This is a genomic window from Pectobacterium aroidearum (genome assembly GCF_041228105.1).
GTDB classification, from domain to species: Bacteria; Pseudomonadota; Gammaproteobacteria; order Enterobacterales; family Enterobacteriaceae; genus Pectobacterium; species Pectobacterium aroidearum.
The window spans coordinates 3,225,288-3,247,927 of the sequence record NZ_CP166097.1 but is presented as its reverse complement, the minus strand read 5'-3'; the positions used below and the strand labels follow the sequence as shown (position 1 = coordinate 3,247,927).

General features: G+C 53.6%; 26 protein-coding genes. All 26 read left to right on the top strand.

The window, feature by feature from the left end:
- The first annotated feature begins 16 nt into the window (after window positions 1-16).
- Window positions 17-2,116, top strand: coding sequence for an ATP-dependent DNA helicase DinG (gene dinG / locus AB8809_RS14840; RefSeq protein ID WP_181844342.1), 2,100 nt, complete (start codon window positions 17-19; stop codon window positions 2,114-2,116).
- Between the two features lie 522 nt (window positions 2,117-2,638).
- The gene (locus AB8809_RS14835) at window positions 2,639-4,069 is read left to right on the top strand and encodes a serralysin family metalloprotease (protein ID WP_015839820.1); all 1,431 of its coding nucleotides are present in this window, start codon (window positions 2,639-2,641) and stop codon (window positions 4,067-4,069) included.
- A gap of 104 nt (window positions 4,070-4,173) precedes the next feature.
- Window positions 4,174-4,485: a protease inhibitor Inh/omp19 family protein gene (locus AB8809_RS14830; protein ID WP_349856575.1), complete on the top strand. Its 312-nt coding sequence runs from the start codon at window positions 4,174-4,176 to the stop codon at window positions 4,483-4,485.
- A gap of 17 nt (window positions 4,486-4,502) precedes the next feature.
- Window positions 4,503-6,230 carry a type I secretion system permease/ATPase gene (locus AB8809_RS14825; protein ID WP_181828261.1) on the top strand — a complete coding sequence of 576 codons (1,728 nt, stop codon included), beginning with the start codon at window positions 4,503-4,505 and terminating at the stop codon, window positions 6,228-6,230.
- A gap of 27 nt (window positions 6,231-6,257) precedes the next feature.
- The gene (locus AB8809_RS14820) at window positions 6,258-7,586 is read left to right on the top strand and encodes an HlyD family type I secretion periplasmic adaptor subunit (protein WP_181828262.1); all 1,329 of its coding nucleotides are present in this window, start codon (window positions 6,258-6,260) and stop codon (window positions 7,584-7,586) included.
- Window positions 7,587-7,588: 2 nt separating this feature from the next.
- Entirely contained in the window at window positions 7,589-8,956 is a 1,368-nt protein-coding gene (locus AB8809_RS14815) for a TolC family outer membrane protein (RefSeq protein ID WP_194430000.1), read from the top strand.
- Window positions 8,957-9,166: 210 nt separating this feature from the next.
- The gene (locus AB8809_RS14810) at window positions 9,167-9,496 is read left to right on the top strand and encodes a putative holin (protein ID WP_015839825.1); all 330 of its coding nucleotides are present in this window, start codon (window positions 9,167-9,169) and stop codon (window positions 9,494-9,496) included.
- 1 nt (window position 9,497) lies between these two features.
- A complete protein-coding gene (locus AB8809_RS14805; RefSeq protein ID WP_349856547.1) occupies window positions 9,498-10,109 on the top strand; it encodes a transglycosylase SLT domain-containing protein in 612 nt (203 codons plus the stop codon).
- Window positions 10,099-10,773 carry a hypothetical protein gene (locus tag AB8809_RS14800; RefSeq protein WP_349856546.1) on the top strand — a complete coding sequence of 225 codons (675 nt, stop codon included), beginning with the start codon at window positions 10,099-10,101 and terminating at the stop codon, window positions 10,771-10,773. The genes AB8809_RS14805 and AB8809_RS14800 overlap by 11 nt, the downstream gene beginning before the upstream one ends.
- Entirely contained in the window at window positions 10,763-11,092 is a 330-nt protein-coding gene (locus AB8809_RS14795; protein WP_010281034.1) for a hypothetical protein, read from the top strand. The genes AB8809_RS14800 and AB8809_RS14795 overlap by 11 nt, the downstream gene beginning before the upstream one ends.
- Window positions 11,085-11,396, top strand: a complete 312-nt coding sequence (locus tag AB8809_RS14790) for a hypothetical protein (RefSeq protein ID WP_039532748.1) — start codon at window positions 11,085-11,087, stop codon at window positions 11,394-11,396. Before AB8809_RS14795 ends, AB8809_RS14790 begins: the two co-directional genes overlap by 8 nt.
- A 260-nt stretch (window positions 11,397-11,656) precedes the next feature.
- A complete protein-coding gene (locus AB8809_RS14785) occupies window positions 11,657-12,124 on the top strand; it encodes a Gp37 family protein (protein WP_181844339.1) in 468 nt (155 codons plus the stop codon).
- On the top strand, window positions 12,121-12,318 hold the full coding sequence (locus AB8809_RS14780; protein WP_180777048.1) for a hypothetical protein: 198 nt from the start codon (window positions 12,121-12,123) through the stop codon (window positions 12,316-12,318). Before AB8809_RS14785 ends, AB8809_RS14780 begins: the two co-directional genes overlap by 4 nt.
- The gene (locus AB8809_RS14775; protein ID WP_349856545.1) at window positions 12,308-13,735 is read left to right on the top strand and encodes a phage tail sheath subtilisin-like domain-containing protein; all 1,428 of its coding nucleotides are present in this window, start codon (window positions 12,308-12,310) and stop codon (window positions 13,733-13,735) included. Before AB8809_RS14780 ends, AB8809_RS14775 begins: the two co-directional genes overlap by 11 nt.
- Window positions 13,735-14,259: a phage major tail tube protein gene (locus AB8809_RS14770; protein ID WP_005972713.1), complete on the top strand. Its 525-nt coding sequence runs from the start codon at window positions 13,735-13,737 to the stop codon at window positions 14,257-14,259. Before AB8809_RS14775 ends, AB8809_RS14770 begins: the two co-directional genes overlap by 1 nt.
- A gap of 56 nt (window positions 14,260-14,315) precedes the next feature.
- Window positions 14,316-14,627, top strand: coding sequence for a 2Fe-2S iron-sulfur cluster-binding protein (locus AB8809_RS14765; protein WP_349856544.1), 312 nt, complete (start codon window positions 14,316-14,318; stop codon window positions 14,625-14,627).
- 131 nt (window positions 14,628-14,758) lie between these two features.
- Entirely contained in the window at window positions 14,759-15,079 is a 321-nt protein-coding gene (locus AB8809_RS14760; RefSeq protein WP_349856543.1) for a phage tail assembly protein, read from the top strand.
- Window positions 15,024-15,167: a GpE family phage tail protein gene (locus AB8809_RS14755; RefSeq protein WP_094431851.1), complete on the top strand. Its 144-nt coding sequence runs from the start codon at window positions 15,024-15,026 to the stop codon at window positions 15,165-15,167. Before AB8809_RS14760 ends, AB8809_RS14755 begins: the two co-directional genes overlap by 56 nt.
- 212 nt (window positions 15,168-15,379) lie before the next feature.
- Window positions 15,380-17,707, top strand: coding sequence for a phage tail tape measure protein (locus AB8809_RS14750; RefSeq protein WP_349856574.1), 2,328 nt, complete (start codon window positions 15,380-15,382; stop codon window positions 17,705-17,707).
- Complete coding sequence (locus AB8809_RS14745) at window positions 17,707-18,636, top strand: phage tail protein (RefSeq protein ID WP_349856542.1); 930 nt, start codon at window positions 17,707-17,709, stop codon at window positions 18,634-18,636. Before AB8809_RS14750 ends, AB8809_RS14745 begins: the two co-directional genes overlap by 1 nt.
- The gene (locus AB8809_RS14740) at window positions 18,626-18,838 is read left to right on the top strand and encodes a tail protein X (protein ID WP_349856541.1); all 213 of its coding nucleotides are present in this window, start codon (window positions 18,626-18,628) and stop codon (window positions 18,836-18,838) included. The genes AB8809_RS14745 and AB8809_RS14740 overlap by 11 nt, the downstream gene beginning before the upstream one ends.
- Window positions 18,826-19,986: a contractile injection system protein, VgrG/Pvc8 family gene (locus tag AB8809_RS14735; protein WP_349856540.1), complete on the top strand. Its 1,161-nt coding sequence runs from the start codon at window positions 18,826-18,828 to the stop codon at window positions 19,984-19,986. The genes AB8809_RS14740 and AB8809_RS14735 overlap by 13 nt, the downstream gene beginning before the upstream one ends.
- Window positions 19,983-20,564: a phage baseplate assembly protein V gene (locus AB8809_RS14730; protein WP_015839838.1), complete on the top strand. Its 582-nt coding sequence runs from the start codon at window positions 19,983-19,985 to the stop codon at window positions 20,562-20,564. Before AB8809_RS14735 ends, AB8809_RS14730 begins: the two co-directional genes overlap by 4 nt.
- Window positions 20,565-20,622: 58 nt before the next feature.
- Window positions 20,623-20,970, top strand: coding sequence for a GPW/gp25 family protein (locus AB8809_RS14725; protein WP_181847671.1), 348 nt, complete (start codon window positions 20,623-20,625; stop codon window positions 20,968-20,970).
- Window positions 20,961-22,064 carry a baseplate J/gp47 family protein gene (locus AB8809_RS14720; protein WP_349856539.1) on the top strand — a complete coding sequence of 368 codons (1,104 nt, stop codon included), beginning with the start codon at window positions 20,961-20,963 and terminating at the stop codon, window positions 22,062-22,064. Before AB8809_RS14725 ends, AB8809_RS14720 begins: the two co-directional genes overlap by 10 nt.
- The gene (locus tag AB8809_RS14715; RefSeq protein WP_180777042.1) at window positions 22,057-22,638 is read left to right on the top strand and encodes a phage tail protein I; all 582 of its coding nucleotides are present in this window, start codon (window positions 22,057-22,059) and stop codon (window positions 22,636-22,638) included. The genes AB8809_RS14720 and AB8809_RS14715 overlap by 8 nt, the downstream gene beginning before the upstream one ends.
- Window positions 22,639-22,640: the final 2 nt, after the last annotated feature.

Below are 22,640 nucleotides of genomic sequence, written 5' to 3'. Positions count from 1 at the left end.
CAGATACAGAGTATGCATGACGCTGTCCCCCGCAATAAAATTGCAGATTGGTCAATGGTATAAGGCCCTGCAAGAACAAATCCCGGATTTTATTTCCCGCGTTCCCCAGCGACAGATGATTGCCGAAGTGGCGAAAACGCTGGCGGGCGATTACCCGCGCCATCTGGCTATTGAAGCGCCAACCGGCGTCGGGAAAACGCTTTCTTACCTTATTCCGGGTATTGCGGTGGGGCGTGCGGAGGATAAAACGCTGGTGGTCAGCACCGCGAATGTGGCGTTGCAGGATCAGATTTACAGCAAAGATTTACCGCTGTTGCAGAAGTTTATTCCTGAACTGAAATTTACCGCCGCATTTGGCCGTCGTCGTTATATTTGCCCGCGCAATTTGGCGATGCTGGCCACCGATCCCGATGCGCAAGGGGATTTGCCGCTCTTTCTGGATGATGAACTGATGTCCGCCAGCAAGGAGGAAAAGCGCACCTGTGTACGGCTTGATAAAGCGCTGCAAGGCCACGTCTGGGACGGACTGCGCGACCATTATCAGGATTCAATTGACGATAGCCTGTGGCAGAAGCTGAGTACCGATAAAGCGAACTGTCTTGCGCACAACTGTCATTATTATCGTGAGTGCCCGTTCTTTATCGCACGGCGTGAGATCGAACAGGCCGATGTGGTTGTCACCAACCATGCTTTGGTGATGGCGGCGATGGAAAGCGAGTCGGTACTGCCTCCCCCTAAGAATCTCCTGTTGGTACTCGATGAAGGTCACCATATTCCTGACGTTGCCCGCGATACGCTGGAGATGTCTGGCAATATTCATCCGGCTTATATGATGGCGCAGCTAGAACAGCTGGTGCAGCTCATCGGGCAATGTATGGCGCAGTTTGCCCCTAAATCACCGCCGCGACTGGCTAACAGCGAACGGTTGACCAGCCACTGTGAGGAGATCCGCGAATGCGTGCTGTCTTTCTCGCAAATGTGCGGGCTGTTTCTTCCGCCTGACGGTCAGGAAACCGAGTACCGCTTTGCGATGGGCAAAATGCCGGATGAAATGCGTGAACTCTGCGTACGGTTGTTCAAATTAACCGACACGCTGCGGGCTCTGGCCGAGTATATGCTCAACGACCTGAGTGAGAAAACCGGGAAGCATGACGTGGTGCGCGTCTATCATGCTCTGCTGAAAATGAGCCGCCAGCAGGGCTACCTTGAGTCTATGAGTAAACTGTGGCGGCTGGCGGCAATGGAGAAATCCTCGAATGCGCCAGTTTCTAAATGGATTACGCGGGAGATGCGTGATAACCAGCCGCATCTTCACCTGCACTGTGCAGGGATCCGCGTTTGCGATCAGCTTGAAAGGCTGCTGTGGAGTAAGGTGTCGCACGTCGTGGTGACCTCGGCAACGCTGCGCTCGCTGAACAGTTTTGCGCGCATACAGGAACTTTCCGGTCTGGGTGAGCAGGAAGGCGATACGTTCATCGCGCTGGATTCACCGTTCAACCACCGTGAGCAGGGACGTCTGGTGATTCCCAAAATGCGTTATGAACCGCTGATGGAATCTGAAGCGCAGCATATTGCTGAAATGGCGCAGTTTTTCCGGGCAGAATTAAAGCAGGATAAGCATAAAGGCATACTGATGCTGTTTGCCAGCCAGCGTGCCATGCAACTCTTTCTCACGCAGGTTACCGATTTGCGTTTGATGCTGCTGGTTCAGGGAGACAAGCCGCGCTACAGGCTGGTCGAACTGCATCGTCAGCGGGTACAGGAAGGTCAGACTAGCGTGCTGATTGGCTTACAGTCTTTTGCAGAAGGGTTGGATCTGAAAGGGGATCTACTTTCTCAAGTGCATATCCACAAAATCGCGTTTCCCCCCATCGACAGCCCGGTGATTCTGACGGAAGGCGAGTGGCTAAAAAGCCTCAAACGGCATCCGTTTATCGTACAAAGTTTGCCCAGCGCGTCGTTTAACCTCATCCAGCAGGTTGGACGCCTTATTCGCAGCCATGACTGCTTTGGTGAAATCGTCATTTACGATCGTCGTTTGTTGACCAAAGGCTATGGTGCACAACTGCTGGCGGCGCTGCCCGTCTTCCCGATCGAACAGCGGGATATGCCATAACAAATTCCTCTTTATCCGTTCGTCGAATAAGGAGGCAATTAGTCCCTATTTAGCGCTATATTTTTTTATTCTTATTTGTTAGATTTGTCTCAGAACAGCAAGGATGCCGTTAATACGTGTGACAAAGTGTGTCATTGCGCGGCACGGTTTTTATCAACCAAGGATAGGTACCACGATGAGAATTAACGCCGTTAATAAAAACTCCTTCCTTTTCAAAAACGAATGCTGTCTGGCATCCGTTTCTCTTGCTGTCCATATCCATACCAATAATAAAAACTAGTCACCACGACCTTATTATTTATCATTTGATAATAACGAAAATAATTGGCGTTCTTTCTTAATTATTTCCTTATAGAGATAATTTTTATTTATATGCATTTTTTACCTATAAATATTTTTTAGTGAGCTTTATCTAACCAGGAGACGATTAGGCCGCCGCCACGTGCGGTACATGCAATACAGCCATTGCATGAAGGGATTTAGGATTCTGATCATCCCGATCAGACTTATGGAGAAGAAAAGATGGCTTTACGAGCTCAAGATAAGGATACCGCAGAATCGGCATTGCATGCAGCGGGAACGGGGTATAGCGATGTGTACGATCTGTACAATTACCATTCACGTGGCGATGGACAGCTTAATGGCAAACCCTCGTTCACAAGCGATTTGGCAGCGAAGGAAATTGTCCGCGACGGTCTGACCTGGAATGGAACGAACGTATTCGGCAAATCCGCTAATCTGACCTATTCGTTCTTACAGAACGTGCGGTCTATCCCTTCTGGCGATCAGGGCTTTGTGAAATTCAGCGCAGCCCAGGAACAACAAGCCAAACTGTCTCTGCAATCGTGGTCAGATGTCGCTAATGTCACGTTTACTCAGGTTAGCCCTACCCAAAAAGCCACCATCACGTTTGGTAACTACACCCGTGATTCAAGCGGTCGGTTGGATTACGATACCCAGGCTTACGCTTATATGCCGGGTAACCACTCGGCGGCGGGCAGCGCCTGGTTTAACTACAACTCCGACACGGTGCGTAACCCGGCGACGGAATACGGTAAGCAGACGCTGACGCATGAGATCGGTCATGCGCTGGGTCTGAATCACCCAGGTTCTTACAATGCTGGCGAAGGTAACCCAACCTACCGCGATGTGACCTATGCGGAAGATACGCGCCAGTTCAGCCTGATGAGCTACTGGAGTGAGCAGAACACCGGGGGAGATTTCCAGGGGCACTATGCTGCAGGTCCGCTGATTGATGACATCACGGCCATCCAATATCTGTACGGTGCAAACATGAACACGCGTACCGGTGATACGGTATACGGTTTCAACTCCAACACCGGCCGTGATTTCTATTCAGCGAATAGCAGCAGTGACAAACTGATCTTCTCCGTTTGGGATGCGGGCGGCACGGATACGTTTGATTTCTCTGGCTACAGAAACGATCAACGCATCAACCTGAATGAAGGCGGATTCTCTGATGTTGGCGGCCTGAAAGGTAACGTGTCTATCGCCCACGGCGTGACCATCGAAAACGCCATTGGCGGTTCCGGCAACGATATTATTATCGGCAATGACGCGAATAATATTCTGAACGGTGGCGCAGGTGATGACGTCATTTACGGCGGCGGCGGTGCAGATACGCTGACGGGCGGCGCGGGCAAAGATATTTTTGTCTACGCCAGCGCGAGCGATTCTTCTTATAAGAACGGTTATGACACCATCACGGACTTCCAACGCGGCATCGACAAAATCGACCTGTCAGCGTTGAATCAAAATAAAGATTTGCAGTTTGTTGATGCGTTCACCGGACGTGGCAATGAAGCACTGCTTGACTGGGATGCGGGGAGCAATACCACCAATCTGTGGCTGAATTTTGCGGGTCAGACCACACCAGACTTTGTTGTACATATTGTTGGTCAGCCTTCTGCGGCAACCGATTTTATCGTGTGATGTAGCAAGGACGGGGTTCCCCCGTCCTTTTCTGTTATCGACTAGGGGCCACTATGAAAAAGTTAATCATCGCGGCGTTGTTAAGTGCAATAAGCGGAGGATGTATGGCAAGTAGTCTGAAATTGCCTTCAGCAGGTGAGCTAAGCGGCGTATGGCAATTACGTGGCGGGGAACAGCAGTGCGAGGTTGTGCTGCACAACGCGTCGTTAGTGGAGAATACCTGGCGCCTTGAGGGAGATGTTCAGTGTTTAAAAGCGCTGCTGCCGGATGTGCCAGCCGGATGGCGACCGACGCCGGACGGTATCACGCTGACGAAAGAGCAGGGGCAATCCGTCGCGTTTTTTAGCAAGGAAAAAGAGGGCTATACGCTGACATTGCCTGATGGCAGTACACGGACGTTGCATAAACAGCCCTGACAGGAGAGGCAAGCGCAGTGAGTCAACTATCAAATAAGGAACGTTCGTTGTTGAGTATACTGCGTCCTTTCCGGCGCAGCTTTTGGAGCATTGGGATTTTCAGCGCCATCGTTAATCTACTGATGCTGTCGCCTTCTATCTATATGCTTCAGGTTTACGATCGCGTACTGGCTTCGGGGAATGGTACCACGCTGCTGATGCTTACCCTGCTGATTGCCGGTCTGGGGGTGTTCATGGCTGCGCTCGAATGGGTGCGCAGTCTGGTGGTCGTCAGGCTCGGGACCCGGATCGATCTACAGCTGAATCAACAGGTTTTCAACGCCGCATTTGAGCGCAATCTGGAGGCCGGAGAGGCCAAAGCCGGTCAGGCGCTGAACGATCTCACGCTATTGCGGCAATTTATTACGGGCAACTCACTCTTTGCCTTCTTCGATATTCCCTGGTTTCCCTTCTTTTTATTGGTGCTGTTTCTGATCCACCCGGTTCTCGGTCTGCTTGCTCTGGGGGGAACCGTGGTACTGGTGCTGCTGGCGTGGCTGAATCAATATCTCACTACGTCGCCTTTGGAAGAGGCAAACCATGAAGCGCTACAGGCGACACATCTTGCGGATACGCAACTGCGTAATGCGGAAGTCATTGAATCGATGGGGATGCTGCCTAATTTACGCCGTCGCTGGCTGGGGCAACACTACCGCTTTATTACCTTGCAAAATCTGGCAAGTGAACGAGCTGCGGTTGTCGGCGCGGCATCAAAACACGCACGCGTTTTTCTGCAATCGCTAATGCTCGGTGTGGGTGCTCTGCTCGCGATTAAGGGTGAAATTACGCCGGGCATGATGATTGCGGGGTCAATCCTTGTCGGGCGCGTGCTGAGTCCTATCGATCAGCTTATTGGTATTTGGAAACCCTTGAGCAGCGCTCGTCAGGCCTGGCATCGGCTGAGTCGTATTATGGCAGCTTACCCGCCCAAAGCGGAGCCCATGGCGTTACCTGCGCCGGTTGGCCAGCTCAGCGTCGAGAATGTGCTGTTGCAGACGCCACAAGGCGCGGCCAGGTTGCAGGATATCCATTTCTCGCTTCAGGCAGGGGAAACGCTGGCGATTCTGGGCGCATCGGGTTCAGGGAAATCCACACTGGCACGCCTGTTGGTGGCAACGCAAACACCAACGCGAGGCAAAGTTCGACTGGATGGCGCCGATCTCAGCCAGGTAGATAAAACGGCGTTTGGTCCGGCAATGGGCTACCTGCCGCAGGATGTGCAACTCTTTAAGGGCACGCTGGCGGAGAACATTTCCCGCTTTGGCGAACATGATGCGGAAAAAATTGTGGCGGCGGCGAAGCTGGCGGGTGTCCACGAAATGATTCTTAGCCAGCCGCAGGGATATGACACTCCTCTCGGTGCTGACGGCAACGGGCTGTCTGGCGGTCAGCGGCAGCGTATCGCGCTGGCGCGGGCAGTGTATGGCGAACCCTGCCTGCTGGTACTCGATGAGCCGAATTCCAGCCTTGATAACGAAGGTGAAATGGCCCTGGCGCAGGCGATTTCGCATCTTCAGAAGCGGGGGGCGACGGTGGTACTGATTACGCATCGTCCTGCATTAACTACGCTGGCGCATAAGATTCTGGTGCTTAATCAGGGTAGGCAACAACGCTTTGGGCCTGCGCGTGAGATTCTGAGCGAACTACAGCCGCGCCGTGCTGCCAATCAGGCACAAATGACACCCTCTGCCGCTGTCCAGCGGTAACATGGAATAACGAAAACAGGGAAAGACATGTCCGCATCAGAAATAAGCGAAGAGAGTATGAACCAGACGGCGCAGCGTGATGAAAAACGCGCGGTGCGTCTGGGATGGTTGCTGGTGCTTGCCGGGTTTGGTGGTTTTCTCCTGTGGGCACTGTTTGCACCCTTGGATAAGGGCGTCATGGTGAATGGCAGCGTCGTGATTTCCGGTAACCGCAAGGTGGTGCAACACAATCAGGGCGGTATTGTCGATAAAATTCAGGTGAAAGATGGCGACAGGGTCGAGGCTGGCCAGATTCTGCTAACGCTGAATGAAGTTGATGCGCGTTCGGCGAGTGAAGGGCTGGATGGTCAGTATTTACAGCTGGTGGCACGGGAAGGGCGACTGCTTGCCGAGCAGCAGCGTCTGAGCGACATGGTAATGACACCCCGTTTGCAGCCGCTAGCGGAGAAACCTGAGATGAGTGTGATTACGGCATTGCAGCGTGATTTACTGCGCAGTCGTCAGCAGTCGCTCAGGCTTGAAGCTGAAGGGATGCGCTCCAGCATTGCGGGCATGGAAGCCTCACTCAATGCCCAACGTCAGGTGATGTCCAGCAAGCAGAAGCAGCGGGAGACGCTGGAGCAACAGCTACAAGGGCTGCGTTCACTGGCGGCGGAAAACTATGTACCACGTAACAAAATGCTGGAGAACGAACGTTTGCTGGCGCAGCTTAACGGCGATATCGCCCAGCTGGCGGGGGATATTAATCGTACCCGCCGTGATATTGAGCAACAAACGCTGTTGATTGCACAGCGCCAGCAGGAATACGATAAGGAAGTGAACAGCGAGCTGGCGGAGGTGCGGGCGCTGCTGAGTGATGTGGGCAGCAAGAAGGAAAAAGCCGATTTTAATCTGGCGAATATCCAGATGCGGGCACCCGTGTCCGGCACGGTAGTCGGATTGAAAGTGTTTACGGAAGGCGGTGTGATTGCACCGGGACAGACGCTGCTGGAGATCGTACCGGACGATCAGCCGCTATTGGTGGATGCGCGCCTCCCCGTGGAGTTGGTCGATAAAATCTGGCCGGGGCTACCCGTCGAGTTGCAGTTCGTCGCGTTTAACCAAAGCACAACGCCGCGCGTAGCGGGAACGGTCGAGCTGTTGTCTGCCGACCGCCTGTTGGATGAGCGAGACGGCTCCCCTTATTACAGCCTGCGCGTGATGGTGGATGACGAAGGAAAACGTGCGCTAGAGGGGCTGGAAATCAAACCTGGCATGCCGGTACAAGGGTTTGTGCGTACCGGAGAGCGGTCATTCGTCAATTATCTATTTAAGCCTTTAATGGATCGCCTGCATCTGGCATTAACGGAAGAGTAATCATGCAAAGGATCGCGATAATCGTGCTGTTTGGGCTGCTTTCTTCGGGCGCTAACGCATTAGGACTGCTTGATGCCTGGGAATTGGCGCTGCGTAACGACGCTCAGTTTCGTGCGGCCGGATTTGAGCGAGCGGCGGGTCTGGAAGAGGAAAATATCGGACGCGCCAATCTGCTCCCCAATCTCCAGTATGGCTATAGCGCTAACCGCAGCCACTCCAAAGTCACCCAAACGGATAGCTTCACCAATAACACGCTAAAACGCGATTACAACAGTTACACATCCACGCTGTCGCTGCGCCAGCCGCTGCTGGATTACGCGGCCTGGGCGCGTTATCAACAGGGCGTTGCCCGCACGCTGATGGCCGACCAGCGGTTTCGCGATCGCAGTCAGGATCTGATGGTGCGGTTATATAAAGCCTGGAGTAGCGCGCTACTGGCGCAGGAAAAACTGCAATTGCTGGATGCACAGCAGAGGGCGTATCACGAACAACTGGCGCTGAATAAACGCCTCTTGCTGGCGGGCGAAGGGACGTTAACGGACGTGCGGGAAACGGAAGCACGTTTTACGCTGATTGAGGCACAGCGGATTGAGCAGCAGGATAATCTGGATGCCGCGATGACCGATCTGGAAAATATGACGGGTACGGTGCTGGATATCACGGCGCTGTATCCTCTGACGCTCACGCAATTACCGTCAGTGGAATCAGGCAAGCAGACGCTGGCGCAGTGGCGCGATCTTGCCGTGCAGCATAATGCCAAACTGGCGACACAGCGCGAAGGGCTGGCGGTCAGCCGTTATGAAATTGAACGCAGTCGCGCCGGACATTTACCCACGCTGTCGCTGGTGGCATCGTCACGCAATAGCCGTTCGGAAAGTGAATACAACTACAATCAGAAATACGACACGCAGAGCGTTGGTTTACAGCTGAATGTCCCGCTTTATTCCGGTGGTTCCGTCTCGGCATCGATGCGACAGGCCGCCGCGGAATATCAACAAAGTCAGGCGGAGTTGGACGATCAAACCAAGCAAACGCTGGCGGAATTGAAAAAGTACTACAACCTTTACAACAACGGGTCGGCGAAAATTAAGGCCTGGCAAATGACGGCCTCGTCGGCGCAGGAAGCGGTTAACGCCACGCGATTAAGTGTTGCGGGCGGCGAACGTATCAATCTGGATATTCTACTGGCCGAACAGGATTGGTATAACGCCCGACGAGAGCTGGCGGAAGCGAAATACAGCTGGCTTCAGGCGTGGCTCTTACTGCGCTATACCGCAGGCACGTTGAACGAGAAAGATATTCTGGAACTGGCGGCCTGGTTTCAGCCTGCAACGAATCCATTGGGTAACGGTAAGATCATCAGTAACTAAAGCCGATGAAAAAATCATCTATCAGTAATCGGATATGATTTTGTCAGCGGAGACGTCTATACCGGTAACGTGAAGTATGGCGAATACCGGGCGACGATAAATGGTTCAATTCTGTAGGGTATTGCGTCTCAGGAATACTTAAACTCCTTTAAAATCATAAAGCATCCTCATTTTGCATAATGGCCTCCGTTCTTATCAGGAGGCTTTATTGTGAAAAAAATCAAAAAACCGCGTCTTACCGGCTGGATTGTGACATCCGCTTTCCTCTTTGCTGTTATCGGGCTGATTTCACCGCAGCAGCTTCCCGTCACCGTCTATAAGCTCTCGCTTATTTCACTCGCCGCAGTATTAGGCTATTGGCTGGATCGCTCGCTGTTTCCTAAAGCGCGTCCCGGTTTGTTCCTCGAACAAGGGGATGAACCTGCGCCGCGCGGACGCTTCCCGGTTCGGGACGGCCACCACACCGTCTTTGCCGCGGCGATGTTGCGGCGTGCGCTGATTGTGTCCGCTGTCTGCATCGGCGTAGCGATGGGGTTGTGATATGCGCTACCTTTTCATCACGCTGCTTTTTAGCCCGATATTTTTTAGTGCTGCGGCCTGCGCTGACACGATCCCTCGTGCCGCGCAGACGTACCGCAGTGATGTTATCCGTAGCGCACGGCTGGATTGGGGCATGAATGCCCCGATTGCGGACTTTGCCGCGCAGCTGCATCAGGAAAGTGGCTGGAATCCACGTGCTGTCTCTCCCGTCGGCGCACAGGGGCTGGCGCAGTTTATGCCGACAACCGCTGACTGGTTTAGCGGTATTGTTCCTGAACTTCGCGCAAATCAACCGTTTAATCCAGCCTGGGCTATCCGTGCTCTGACAGGCTATGACCACTGGCTATGGACGCGAATCAGCGCCAGCAATGATTGCGAACGCATGGCAATGACCTTGTCGTCCTACAACGGCGGGCTTGGTTGGTTACAGCGTGATAAACAGCGCGCGAAGATCGCCGAGAAAGACATCCTTCGCTGGTTCGGTCATGTGGAAACCGTCAATGCCGGGCGCAGCGCCGCCAACTGGCGTGAGAACCGTCACTATCCCGACCGCATTCTGCATCAGCTGGCACCACGGTATCTGAGTTGGGGGAGGGCGAGCTGTGTGGAATAACCTGTTTCTTACTAGCCTGAAATCCTTTTTTTCACCACGTGTGGTCACCGTTCTGCTTGCCGTTGTGCTGCTACTCGCGATTTATCTGACCGGTCGTAATCAGGGTTATCAACTGGCGCAAGCATTGGGGGATGCCGCGCTGGCAAAACAGCAGGCGGCATTCAATTTGCTACAGCAACAGCAGGCCGAAACCCAGAATCAGTTATTACGTGCGGCGGCGGAACAATACCAGCAGCAGGTAGAGCGTGGGAATCAACTCGAACGGCGCTATGTCGCAGCGCGTCAAAAACTGGCGGCGGATAACGCCGCCCTGCAACGGAAAATCGATCATGTTACTCAGCAATACATTGACGAAAAAGGCAAGGCTCAGCCTGTGCAGTGCGTGTTTACTCGTGGCTTCGTGCAGTACTACAACGCCGCTTTCGGTTTGTCCGCCGACGGTGCCACAGACGTTACCACCGCTGCCCGCCGCACTGGCGCAGCGTCCGGTTCCGGCGCAACCGCTGACGCCGAACTACAGCCTTCAGGCATCTCCCAGCGCGATATTCTCGCCAACATCAGTGACAACGGAGAGCGCTATCAGGCACTAAGCGCGCAGGTTAATGCGCTGCTGGATTACATCGAAGCGCTACAACAGGCAGGGGAGGTAACACGTGAAGATTGAAGTGGAATTCTGGTCGCTGGTCGGCCTGCTGTTGTCATTTATGAGCTTCCTGTTTGCCGCCGGGCGGATTCTGCTTACGCAGATTGAAAAGCGACTGAACGAGCGTTTTGCCGCCCTGGAAAATGCACGTCAGAAGAGTGAGCAAGGGTGGACGCGACTGGAGCGTGAGTTTCTGGAATTTCGTGCTGACTTACCACTGATCTACGTACGACGTGAGGATTACATCCGTGGTCAGACGGTCATCGAAGCCAAGCTGGATGCGCTTTATAACAAGCTGGAATTGGTGCAGCAGCGGTATTCGGGAGGCAATCATGGCTGATACGCAGCGTATCCGACAGGAATCGATGCGTTGGCATTTGCTTATCGCATTAAACAAAACGCGACCTTATACCGCGAATGAAATGTTCCTGCTAGCGCTGATGCAGCGGCTGTATGCCGATGCCTCAGAACCGGAGCTGCGTCATGCACTGGATTATCTGGCCGATCGCAAGATGGCGGTATTGACCAAGGAGGTGGGCGGCGTCTGGCTGGCGAATCTCACCCGTCTTGGCGTGGATGTCGTGGAGTATGCCGTTGATTGTATGGTTGGCATCGCTCGACCGGAAAAATACTGGGATCGGTAATCCCCTTGCATGGCTTTCTCTTCTGTCTTTACGCGTTACCAGTGTCGTCATATTCCTCTGCGCCAGCACGGTTGTGCTGGCGTTTTTTTATCGAAAGAATTTTTATTTTTCAGCGTATTAGCCGGTTTTTTCAAATAAATCACTTCGCTGTTTTTTCTAAAACAGATTAAAAGCCGCAGCCCGTCGTTATCCGGATACTAGCGCCATCAACACGATGTGCCACTAAAACAGTGTGCCATCAAAACAGCGGGTGAACGGATATGAATACCAGACCAATTATCGATGCGGTGATAGCCCGCCTCCAGCAGCACTTACCGACGCGGCGGATCGCGTCTTGCCCAGAAAACATTCTGAGCGAGCCCGATCGTCTGACGCTCGGTGATGTGCTGGTGGGATATCGCGGCTCCGAATTTTCCGCACCGGAAGATGTGGATTCTCCGGTTCAGACGCAGCGGCCACGGCTGATGGTTGCCGTGCTGTTACCGGAGCTGGATGGTGCAGATGGTGTGCTGGCTACGCTCGATACCGTCCGTCAGGCGTTGGGAGGATACCGACTGCCTGACTGCCATCGCGGTATCCGGTTAGTTCGTGACCGCTACGTGGGTTACACCGAAGGACGCTGGCATTACGCCATCGATTGCACCACTGAAACCCTGTTTATCGAAGACCGCGAGCAGACGGATGGTCCGCTGCTTACCACGGTTAATTATGAGGAGAAAGACGCATGAAGTATCGCTATACCGGCCCCGCCAGCGGCGTCACGCTGGCAGATGGTCAGGAAATTCTGCTTTGGCCCGCTCAGGTGACTGAACTGCCAGCAGATCATGAGTACGTGAAAACGCTGATCGCGCTGGGCTATTTGCTGCCTGTCGCAGGTCAGAATCTGGCTGATAGCGAAACGGAGGTGACCCTTGGCCGCTAATTATTTACACGGTGTAGAAACGATTGAAGTTGAAACCGGTGCTCGTCCGGTGAAAACCGTCAAATCTGCGGTAATTGGGTTGATTGGTACGGCGCCGCAGGGTGCAGTCAATGACGTTACGCTGTGCCTGTCCGAAAAGGACGCGGCGCAGTTTGGTAGCCAATTCGGCGGTTATACCATCCCGCAGGCGCTGGATGCGATTTACGATCATGGCGCGGGTACGGTTCTGGTTATCAACGTGCTGGATCCGGCGAAACACAAATCATCGGTGAGCGCAGAAAAAGTCACCTTTGACAAAGCGACCGGTACGGCGCAACTGGCTAACCGCGTGGTTGCCAAGCTGGTCCTGACGGCGGCAGAAGGCGGTCAGCCGTTTGTTGAAGGTCAGGATTATACGCTGGATGCGCAAACCGGCGTCCTGAAAAATCTGGGTAAAAATATCGATGCCGCCGCTGTGGTCAACGCGTCTTATGACTTTGCTGATGTCACGAAAGTGACTGCTGCCGACATCATCGGCAGCATCAATGCCGCGGGCAAACGCACCGGTATGAAGCTGCTGAACGATACCTACAACCTGTACGGCTTCTTTGCCAAGATTCTGATTTCGCCGGTGTTCTGTACGCAAAACAGCGTAACGACCGAGCTGATCGCGTTGGCGGACAAACTGGGCGCGATTGCCTACGTCGATGCGCCAATCGGTACCACCTTTGCGCAGGCGCTGAGCGGCCGTGGCCCGGAAGGCACGATCAACTTCAACACCAGCTCTGAACGCGCTCGTCTGTGCTATCCACACGTAAAAGTGTACGACGCGGAAACCAACAGCGAACGTCTGGAACCGCTGTCGGCACGTGCTGCCGGCCTGCGTGCCAAAGTCGATCTGGAGAAAGGTTTCTGGTGGTCGTCGTCCAATCAGGAAATCAAAGGGATCACCGGCGTAGAGCGCCAGCTGTCCGCAATGATTGACGATCCGCAGAGCGAAGTGAACCTGCTGAACGAGCAGGGCATCAGCACCATTTTCAACAGCTACGGTTCTGGATTGCGTCTGTGGGGCAACCGCACCGCAGCCTGGCCAACCGTGACGCACATGAAGAACTTCGAAAACGTGCGTCGCACTGGCGATGTGATTAACGAATCCATCCGTTACTTCAGCCAGCAGTACATCGATATGCCGATCAATCAGGCGCTGATCGATGCGCTGGTGGAATCGGTCAACGCCTACGGTCGCAAGCTGATCGGTGACGGTGCACTGCTGGGCTTCAAGTGCTGGTTCGATGCCGCGCGTAACGAGCAAACCGAGCTGGCGGCAGGGCACCTGTTGCTTAACTACAAATTCACTCCGCCGCCGCCGCTTGAGCGTCTGACCTTTGAGACGGAGATCACCTCGGAATACCTGGTAACGCTGGAGGGCACTAACTGATGGCCGGGAAAATTGAAGTAAACCGTATTACTAACGCCAACATCTACATCAACGGCACTAACCTGCTGGGGCGTGCGCAGGAAATCAAACTGCCAGATGTCTCCATGATTATGCAGGAGCACAAGGCGCTGGGCATGGTCGGCAAGATCGAACTGCCTGCGGGCTTCGACAAGCTGGAAGGCGAGATCAAATGGAACTCCTTCTATCGCGAAGCGATGCTGGCGGCAGCGAATCCGTACCAGTCGCTGGCGCTACAGTGTCGCTCCAGCGTGGAACGCTACGGCTCTCAGGGGCGTATCGAAGAAGTGCCGCTGGTGACGTACATGACCATCATGTTCAAAAAGAATCCGCTGGGCACGTTCAAGCAGCACGAAAACCCGGATTTCAGCAGCGCGTTCAACTGCACCTACATCAAACAGGTGATGAACGGTGAAGACCTGCTGGAGCTGGATTACATGTCCAACATCTTCATGGTGGGCGGCGTGGATCAACTGAACAGCTACCGCGCCAATATCGGCGGTTAATTTATCTTCCAGGCCCGTCAGTGGGGCGGGCGTTTCTATCAATTAGTGAGGTTGTTATGGCTAAGATTTATGACATTATCGATTTTGAAAATCAGATCCATTTTCAGTGTCCTGATGATACGTATATTTTGAAGGCGGCAGAAGATGCGGGGTATAACTTGCCATATGCTGGTCGTTCTGGTTCGGATTCATCGTCTGTCGCTCGTTTAATTTCTGGTCAAGTTGATCAAAGTGATGGCTTTTATTTAGATGATGATCAGAAAGCTGCTGGATTCTTTCTGACGGACACCTCATACCCTTTAACTGACTGTATTGTAAGGTTTTTTGCGGAAGATGAATTCCAGGGTTGGGTTCCGGGAACCGTATAAATATTTACACGTTTTGCATCAGGGGCTTCGGCCCCTTTCTCATGTCTGCCGCTTTCGTTTTCTAATTCACTTTAAAATCGTTATTCCTCGCCGCACGCGATACTGCTCCCGACATTTACTAAGGAGCCGTTATGCACACTGAAACTTATTCTCTGCAATTCCCTTACACCACTTCTGCCGGTCAACGCGTGGACTCCATTTCACTCAAGCGTCTGAAAGTCAAAGACATCAAAGCGGTGAAAAAAATCAGCGATGACCCAAGCAACTGGGACGACGCGCTACTGTCGCGCATGACCGGTCTGGTGCCGGAAGACATTGATGAGATGGACGCGCAGGACTACATGGCGCTGCAAAAACGATTTCAACAGCTACTTGGGCTGGATAACGCAGCCAGCGCTGCTGTGGAAAGCGCAGGCTCTGCTGGCGAGATGGTTTCGCTTTCAGCCGAGTGAGATTGATGCGCTGGAACTGGACGACTTTGAACGCTGGCTGGATGAAGCCAGCGAACAGATAAAACGTGAGAACGGTGAGGAAGACTGATTACTGACAGGATTAATTAGGCCACCATCCACCCAACCCGGCCAGCGACAGGACGCTGGCCGTTTTCCTCCCTCACCACCTGTCGCTTATCACCTGTCCTTTTCCTCGCTTTATCCCCGGTTTGTGATGGGGAAACCTAACTGGAGCGGCGTAAGCCGCCGTCTCCGATCCGCCCCGCAAGGGGTTTTTCTGAATGAGAGTGAACCGTGGATATGCTTTTAAACGGTGTCATGCTGGGCAGGGCGTTTGGCGCCACGCTGGATGACACAAAAAAATCGCTGCAGTCACTTAGTGATAGCCTCAAACAGGCGCAGGAGCGGCAGCGGCAGTTTAATCAGTCGCTGGAGCGCTTTGGCACTGTCAGCTCACAAGCGATATCCCGTATCGCACAGGCGACATCCCGACTGAGCCAGTCGTTACGTGAACGAGAAACCCAACAGGAACGGCTGACGCGTAACAAGCCGAGTAAGGAAACGTCAGGTAAGAGTCGAAGTGAACTCGCTAGTGACTTTAAGACTAAGCGCGAACAGTTTGGTTTTGTCATGAAGCCAGTTGTGGCGTCGGTCACACACTATGCGTCATTTGAGGCGCAGTTGCGTGGTATCAGCATTGCTCATGATATATCGAGCGAGCAGGAAAAATTGATGGGGCAGCAGCTGCGTCAATCTTCTCAACGGGTGAACCAAACGCCGGATGCGTTGCTCAGCAGTGCCGGAAAGCTGCTTGAGCGCGGCATGTCAAAAGAGCAGGTAAAGGGGGTAACGGATCTAACAGAGGTGCTGGGGAAAACGTCAACGGCCTCCGGCGCGGCGTTGACCGACCTTACAGCACTTTCGGTCACGTTGGATAACGTGTTTAACCTGAAAGGTGCGGAGGTGCAGAAAGAGTCCCTCTCACGCATGCTGGCGGGCACGAAACAGGGGTTCTCCACGGCGTTGATGTCGCAATATGTTCCTGCGCTGGCTTCAGGATTTACGGCAATGGGGGCGACGGGTAATCAGGCGCTGAGCCAATTGGTTTCCAGCCTGAGCGCCACGAAAGGTGGTGATACGGAAGCAAACACGGTGGCTCGGCTGGAGAGCTTTATGAATGCCGTGGGGCGAACGGACATTGCCGACAGTTACTACAATGCGGGCGTAGATTATAACGCATCACTCAAAAGCTATATGAAAGGTGGGTATTCACAGTACGACGCTGCGGTTCAGATTAGTAACGAACTTATCAGCAGCAAAGGCAGTCAATTCCAGCAACTGTGGGATAAAGCCAGTAAAGCGGGCAACGTAGACGCACAGCAAAGTTTAATGCAGCGCTACGGGCTACAGGAGGTATTCCGTACGCCGGAAGCGGTAAATCATGCGATGTCGATGAAACAGAACTGGCAGAGCTATCAATCTAACCAGCAGGTGATGAATAGCCCGGCCGCCACGCAAACGCTGGATCTCGACTTCGCCCGGCAGAATGACACATTGACCGCGCGCTGGAACCGAATGACAACGTCATTGATGAATATTGCGCTCAATGTGGGCGAAGCACTGACGCCGGTATTGGTTTCTCTGAGTGATGCGCTGATCCCTATTTTGGATCAACTGGTTACCTGGACGGCAGCGAACCCTGAACTGGTTCGCGGGATCGTGATGGCCGTGGCCGGTTTCTTCGCGTTCAGAATGGCGTTGAGCGGGGCGAAGCTGGGAATGGACATACTGTTACCCTCCTTGCGGAGCGTTTGGAAAGGCATTCAACAGGGGTGGCAGTGGCTTAAAGGGCTAAACCCGAAGGGTTTATGGCAAGGCATTCAACAGGGCTGGCAGTGGCTTAAAACAGGGCTAAATCCGAAGGGTTTGTGGCAGGGCATTCGAACGGCGCTAAGCGAGTGGGCAGGTAGCGCTGGAAAATCAGCAGTAGGACGCATATTTAGCAGTGTGCTGCGTAGCGGTTTTATGATGGCAGCCCGGGGTCTGGTGGGTATGCTGCTGACGACCCCAGTGGGTTGGATAGTTGCCGCGGTTGTTGGGGTAGTTGCAGCAATAGTTGGAATAGGTGCTTTGATTTACAAATATTCCGACCAGATTGCCGAACTTTGGGACCAATGCATATCAAAAATCAGCAGTTTTTTCAATTCTCCGATGGAAACCGTCAGTAACGCTATTCCTGATGGCATCAAAAATTTCTTTAGTTCTGGTCCCAGCGAGGAGTTAATCGCCAATAACAACCAGGCGGCATCTGTGCTGGCCCCAACCCCTGTATCTGCATTGTCGCTACAGCCGACACTGCCTGTTGAATTACCTAAGACGGAAGACACAGTGCCAACCCCGCAACAGCGTGTCGCCATGGCACCGTTTGTCGGCGGCACGAAGGGAAATACCGTCATCACTAATGCGCCCGAACGTGTTCAGGTTGCTTTTTCTCCCACCATTTATCTCAACGGCCAGAAGGCCGCGCCAACGTCTGAAATGACGAAGACGCTGACGCTTAGCATGAATGAACTGGAAAATATGTTGAACAAGCTGCTCGCTCAGCGTGAGCGCAGGGGGTACGCCTGATGTTTGCAGTATTAGGAAATATTGAATTTAAAGTGACCGCCTACTGGGACGGCTTTAATACGTCATTCGGTGCAGATTATGCCGAGCATGGCCGCATTGAAGGTAAACCCGGTCTGCAGTTCATCGGTGCGAAGCTCGACGAGATTACTATTAGTCTGGTGTTTCACAAGCAGTACTGCACGCCGGAGGTGGAGTTGAAGCGGTTGACTGAGGCGATGCGGGCGCATCAGGCGATGGCGTTAGTCTTCGGCAATGGGGATTATCGCGGCTGGTTTGTGATTACCGCATTGACCTCGACTAGCCAACATACCGACGCGAAGGGCAACGTATTGGCCATGAATGCCTCGCTAACGCTGCGAGAATACATTGGCGATCCGAAAAATCCGCTCAAGCCGCCTGCGATAGAGACGCCTGTTCCTAATGTTAGCGCCATCACCAAAGCGGTCGATAAAGTGAGCAATTTTGCAGCTTCGCTACGCACGGCTGTCACGTATGCCAAGAAAGCACATTCCGCCGTTAAGGCGGTGAAAACCACCGTTCAGATTGTAAAACGGATGAAGAACAATCCCGAAACCGCGCTGTTGCAAATTCCCGGGCTGCTAACGCAGGTCGGGAATGTATTGACACCGTTAAGTGAGGTGGAACCGGCATTTAAAAAAGCGGCAGAGGCTATTTCTGATGCAGCGGTTCAGGCAGAGAAGATGACGCCTGAAATTACAGCGGTTAATAAAGCGGCGAATGAAATGCTGAAGCAGGTCAAGCAAGTTGCCGCTTTGTTGCAGGACGTCGACAGCAAAAACGTTATCGAGAAGCTGGAAGCCATCAGCAAACATGTGGATGCCGCGAGCGACACCTTTAAAGGCGCTGAGCCTGCGCTGAGCAAACTGACGGCGGAAATCGTGAAGAGGGTTGAAGCATATGCACCTTGAACATATCACTACACAGGGCGAACGCTGGGATACCTTGTCCTATCGGTATTACGGCGATCCGCTCGGCTATCCGCGGATCATTGCGGCTAACCCGCATGTCCCCATCGTGCCGCTGTTGCCATCGGGTGTGGTGGTGCTGATTCCGATTATTGAACAGGCAGAGGCCAACAGCGCGGAGGACACCCCACCATGGCTGCGTTAACGGAAGAATTCAAGCTGCTTTCTCCTGCGGTGTCGGAAGTGCTGCAACCAGCGTTCACCCTGTGGTATCAGCAAAAGGACATCACCAATGATATCGCGCCGTATGTCACCAGCGTAACGTATACCGACAGCATCAAGAATGAATCGGATTCGATTGAGATCCGGCTCGATGATACCGATGGTCGCTGGATAGATAAGTGGTATCCAGGTACGGGTGACACGCTGTCGCTCAAGCTAGGCTATCTCGGTGAAATGCTGTTTGACTGCGGTACGTTCTCGATTGATGAGATTGAGGTGAGTGCACCGCCTAGCCAAGTGATGATTCGTGGTGTGGCTACATCGGTTAATCGCGCATTGCGAACCAAATCAAGCCGCGGTTTTGAAGATACGACGTTAGCCGCGATTGCGACGCGTATCGCGAAAAAGCATCAGTTGATGCTGGTAGGGAAGATTCAAATCATCAAGATCGATCGCGTTACGCAATATGCGGAAACCGATGTCGCTTTTCTAAAGCGGCTCGCCAGTGAATATGGCTATGTTGTGAAGGTGGTCAGCGACCAGCTGATTTTTTCCCATCTGGCGACGCTGCGCAATCAGGCGTCTGTTCGACAAATTAAGCGAACGGACGTCGCGCGTTTTTCACTGAGCGACACGATCAGCCACGTCTATAAAAATGCTAAGACGAAGTATCAGAAAGGGAGTGAAAAGAAACTGATGGTTTATGAAGCCAGCGGTGGCGCGAACAACGAAATGAAGCCTGCCGGCGCTGAGACCAGTGCGGATACGTTGAAAGTTAACGTGCGCGCGGCGGATCCCTCTGGTGCGAGGATGAAAACGGATGCCGCATTGGATGCGCACAACGAAAAGCAACAAAAGGGGGCGATGACGCTGATGGGCAGCCCGCAGTTGGCGGCGGGAAATAAAGTGGAGCTGGTGTCGTTCGGCCAACTTTCTGGCCATTGGTTGATCGACTCGGCTCGCCATATTCTGGAACGTGGCAGTGGCTACACCACGGAGATTGGGTTGATTCGCGGGCCAATTACGGCGGGCAAGCGTAAGCAGAACAGCGGGAAAACGCTGGTGACTTACCACCCGGATGGCAGCCAGACAACGCAGACGGTCAAGAGTAAAAAGGAGGTGCTTCCATGAGTTTATCTCGTCGAATTGGCACGATAAGCGCGGTGGATGAGGTTCGCGTGATGGTGCGCGTTCGTCTACCAGAGTGTGACAATCTGCGTACAGCCTGGCTGCCGGTATTACAGCGCAATACACAGAATAATAAGGATTACTGGTTGCCGGATATTGGCGAACAGGTCGAAGTTCTGCTGGACGGCAACGGCGAGGATGGCCTGGTGCTAGGGGCGATTTACTCCGCTGCTGATGTGCCAACGTTGGCAGATAAGGACAAAAGGGCGGTAACGTTCGCTGATGGCGCGCATATTGAATACGATCGCCGAACGCATACGTTAACGATCAACGGCGGCGTGCAGCATATTGCGATTAGCAGCGGCACTGACGTGGTGGTTAACGCGCAGCGTGTCACGATCAATGCGCCAGAAACGACGGTGACGGGCAAGCTACTGGTGCAAGGGCAACTCACCTACGAGAGTGGGATGTCCGGTTCCGGCGGTGCCAGCCTCAGTGGCGATGTCAGTATCTCCGGCAATGTCAGCGCCAGCGGCAGCGTCATGGACGCTGGCGGCAATTCCAATCACCACTCGCACTAGTGTTTCCCTAAACCGCTTTACAATTTTTTCCTCTCACCGGGGGCGACAATAGCCCCCTATGAAAACTCAATCTGTTTTTTGGCAACCGGCGCTGCAACGTTCTGGCGAGATCGTCGAAGGAACGGCAGATATCATGCAGGCGATTCACATCATCCTGCGGACACCCTGCGGCAGCGACCCACATCGGCCTGACTTTGGTAGCAATCTACATCTGTATCTCGATTATCCGATCGATCGTGCGATTCCGCATGTCGTTAGGGAATCGGTAGAAGCGATCAAACGATGGGAACCTCGCTGCCAGCTACTGGCGGTTAAACCTTCTGTGAATGGGGCTCACCTGACGCTGCACGTTAGCTGGAAAACCGCTAACGGCGCGACACAGACCACGGAGTTGTTATGGCGCTGACAGAACCCAATTTTATTGAACGCGATGCGGCGAAGATTACCGCCGAAATGATCGCGAAATATGAAGCTGACTCAGGGAAAACACTCTATCCGGCACAGGCCGAACGCCTGCTGATCAACCTCTTTGCTTACCGGGAAACTTTATTGCGTAGTGCGGTCCAGGAAGCCGCCAAGCAGAACCTGGTCGCGTTTGCTCGTGCACCGATGCTGGATTATCTGGCAGAACTGGTCGGCGTCTACCGTTTGGCGGCGCAGCCGGCGCGTGCAGAGCTGCGTTTTACCCCCGAAACGCCGTTAGTCAGCGATCTGCTGATTCCGGCAGGCACGCGCGTTAGCGCATCTGACAGCGTGATTTTCACTACCGACAGCGACGCGCTACTGAGAGCGAACGGCAACGGGGTCACCGTGCTGGCGACCTGTACCGAAAGTGGCGATGTGGGCAATGACTGGCTGCCTGCACAAATCAGTACGTTACTGGATGATATTGGCGACAGTGATTTACGCGTCGTCAATATCAGCAAAAGCAGCGGCGGTTCCGCTGAAGAAGATGACGATCGCCTGCGGGAGCGTATTCAACTGGCACCGGAATCGTTTAGTACGGCGGGATCGAAACTGGCGTATCGCTTCCATGCGATGCGGGCGCACCAAAATATTGTTGATGTCGCGGTGATGTCGCCCGAACCGGGTGAAGTGGTGCTGTATCCGTTGCTCAGCACGGGGTTGCCGGACAACAGCCTGCTTTCGCTGGTGGAAAGCTTTTGCTCCGACGAACAGGTGCGTCCGTTGACGGATTTGGTCTCCGCCAAATCGCCTAAACAGGTGGATTACACCATTAACGCTAAATTGACGCTGTTTAATGGCGAACAGGCTGGCGTTGTTCAGGCTGCGGCGGAGAAAGCGGTACAGGCCTGGGTTGAAACCCGAACCGCTACGCTGGGGCGCGACATTGTTCCAAGCCAGATTATTGCCACGCTTTCTATTCCCGGCGTGTATCAGGTGGAACTGACTTCGCCGTCATTGATGGTGCTTGATGACAGTGAATGGGCGAACTGTACGGGCATCAATGTCAGCGTCGTCGGGGTGTCGAATGGCTGATTCACTACAACTGCTGCCACCGCCTCTGGCTGCCGACGCCCGCTTTCGCTCGCTGGCGGAGCTGGCCGACCGCTTCGATGACATCGATCTGAATACCTTACTGGTTTATCTGATCGATATTGCAGACAGCAGCGCCTTGCCCTGGCTGGCAGAACAGTTTTCGTTGTTTGGTGACGGTTGGGAGCTGGCGGAATCGGATGATTCCAAACGTGCGCTGATCAAAGCCGCTATCGATCTGCATCGCAGCAAAGGGACGCCCTGGAGCATTAAAGAGATCATCCGCCGCTTTGGCTTCGGTGACAGCACGCTGATCGAGAACATTGGCCGCCTGAGTTATGACGGTGAAACCACCTACAACAACCTGTATGTGCACGGCGACAAAGCGGCGTGGGCAGTTTATCGCGTGCTGCTAAAACAACCGATTACCAACGATCAGGCCAGAATGTTGCGCAATGCCATTGGGATGTTTGCCCCGGCACGGTGTCACCTGGCCAGTATCGAATATTGGGAAGTGCCTATCCGTTACAACCGGACGGCGACATACGACAGTAACTACAATCATGGGAGCGCTTGAAC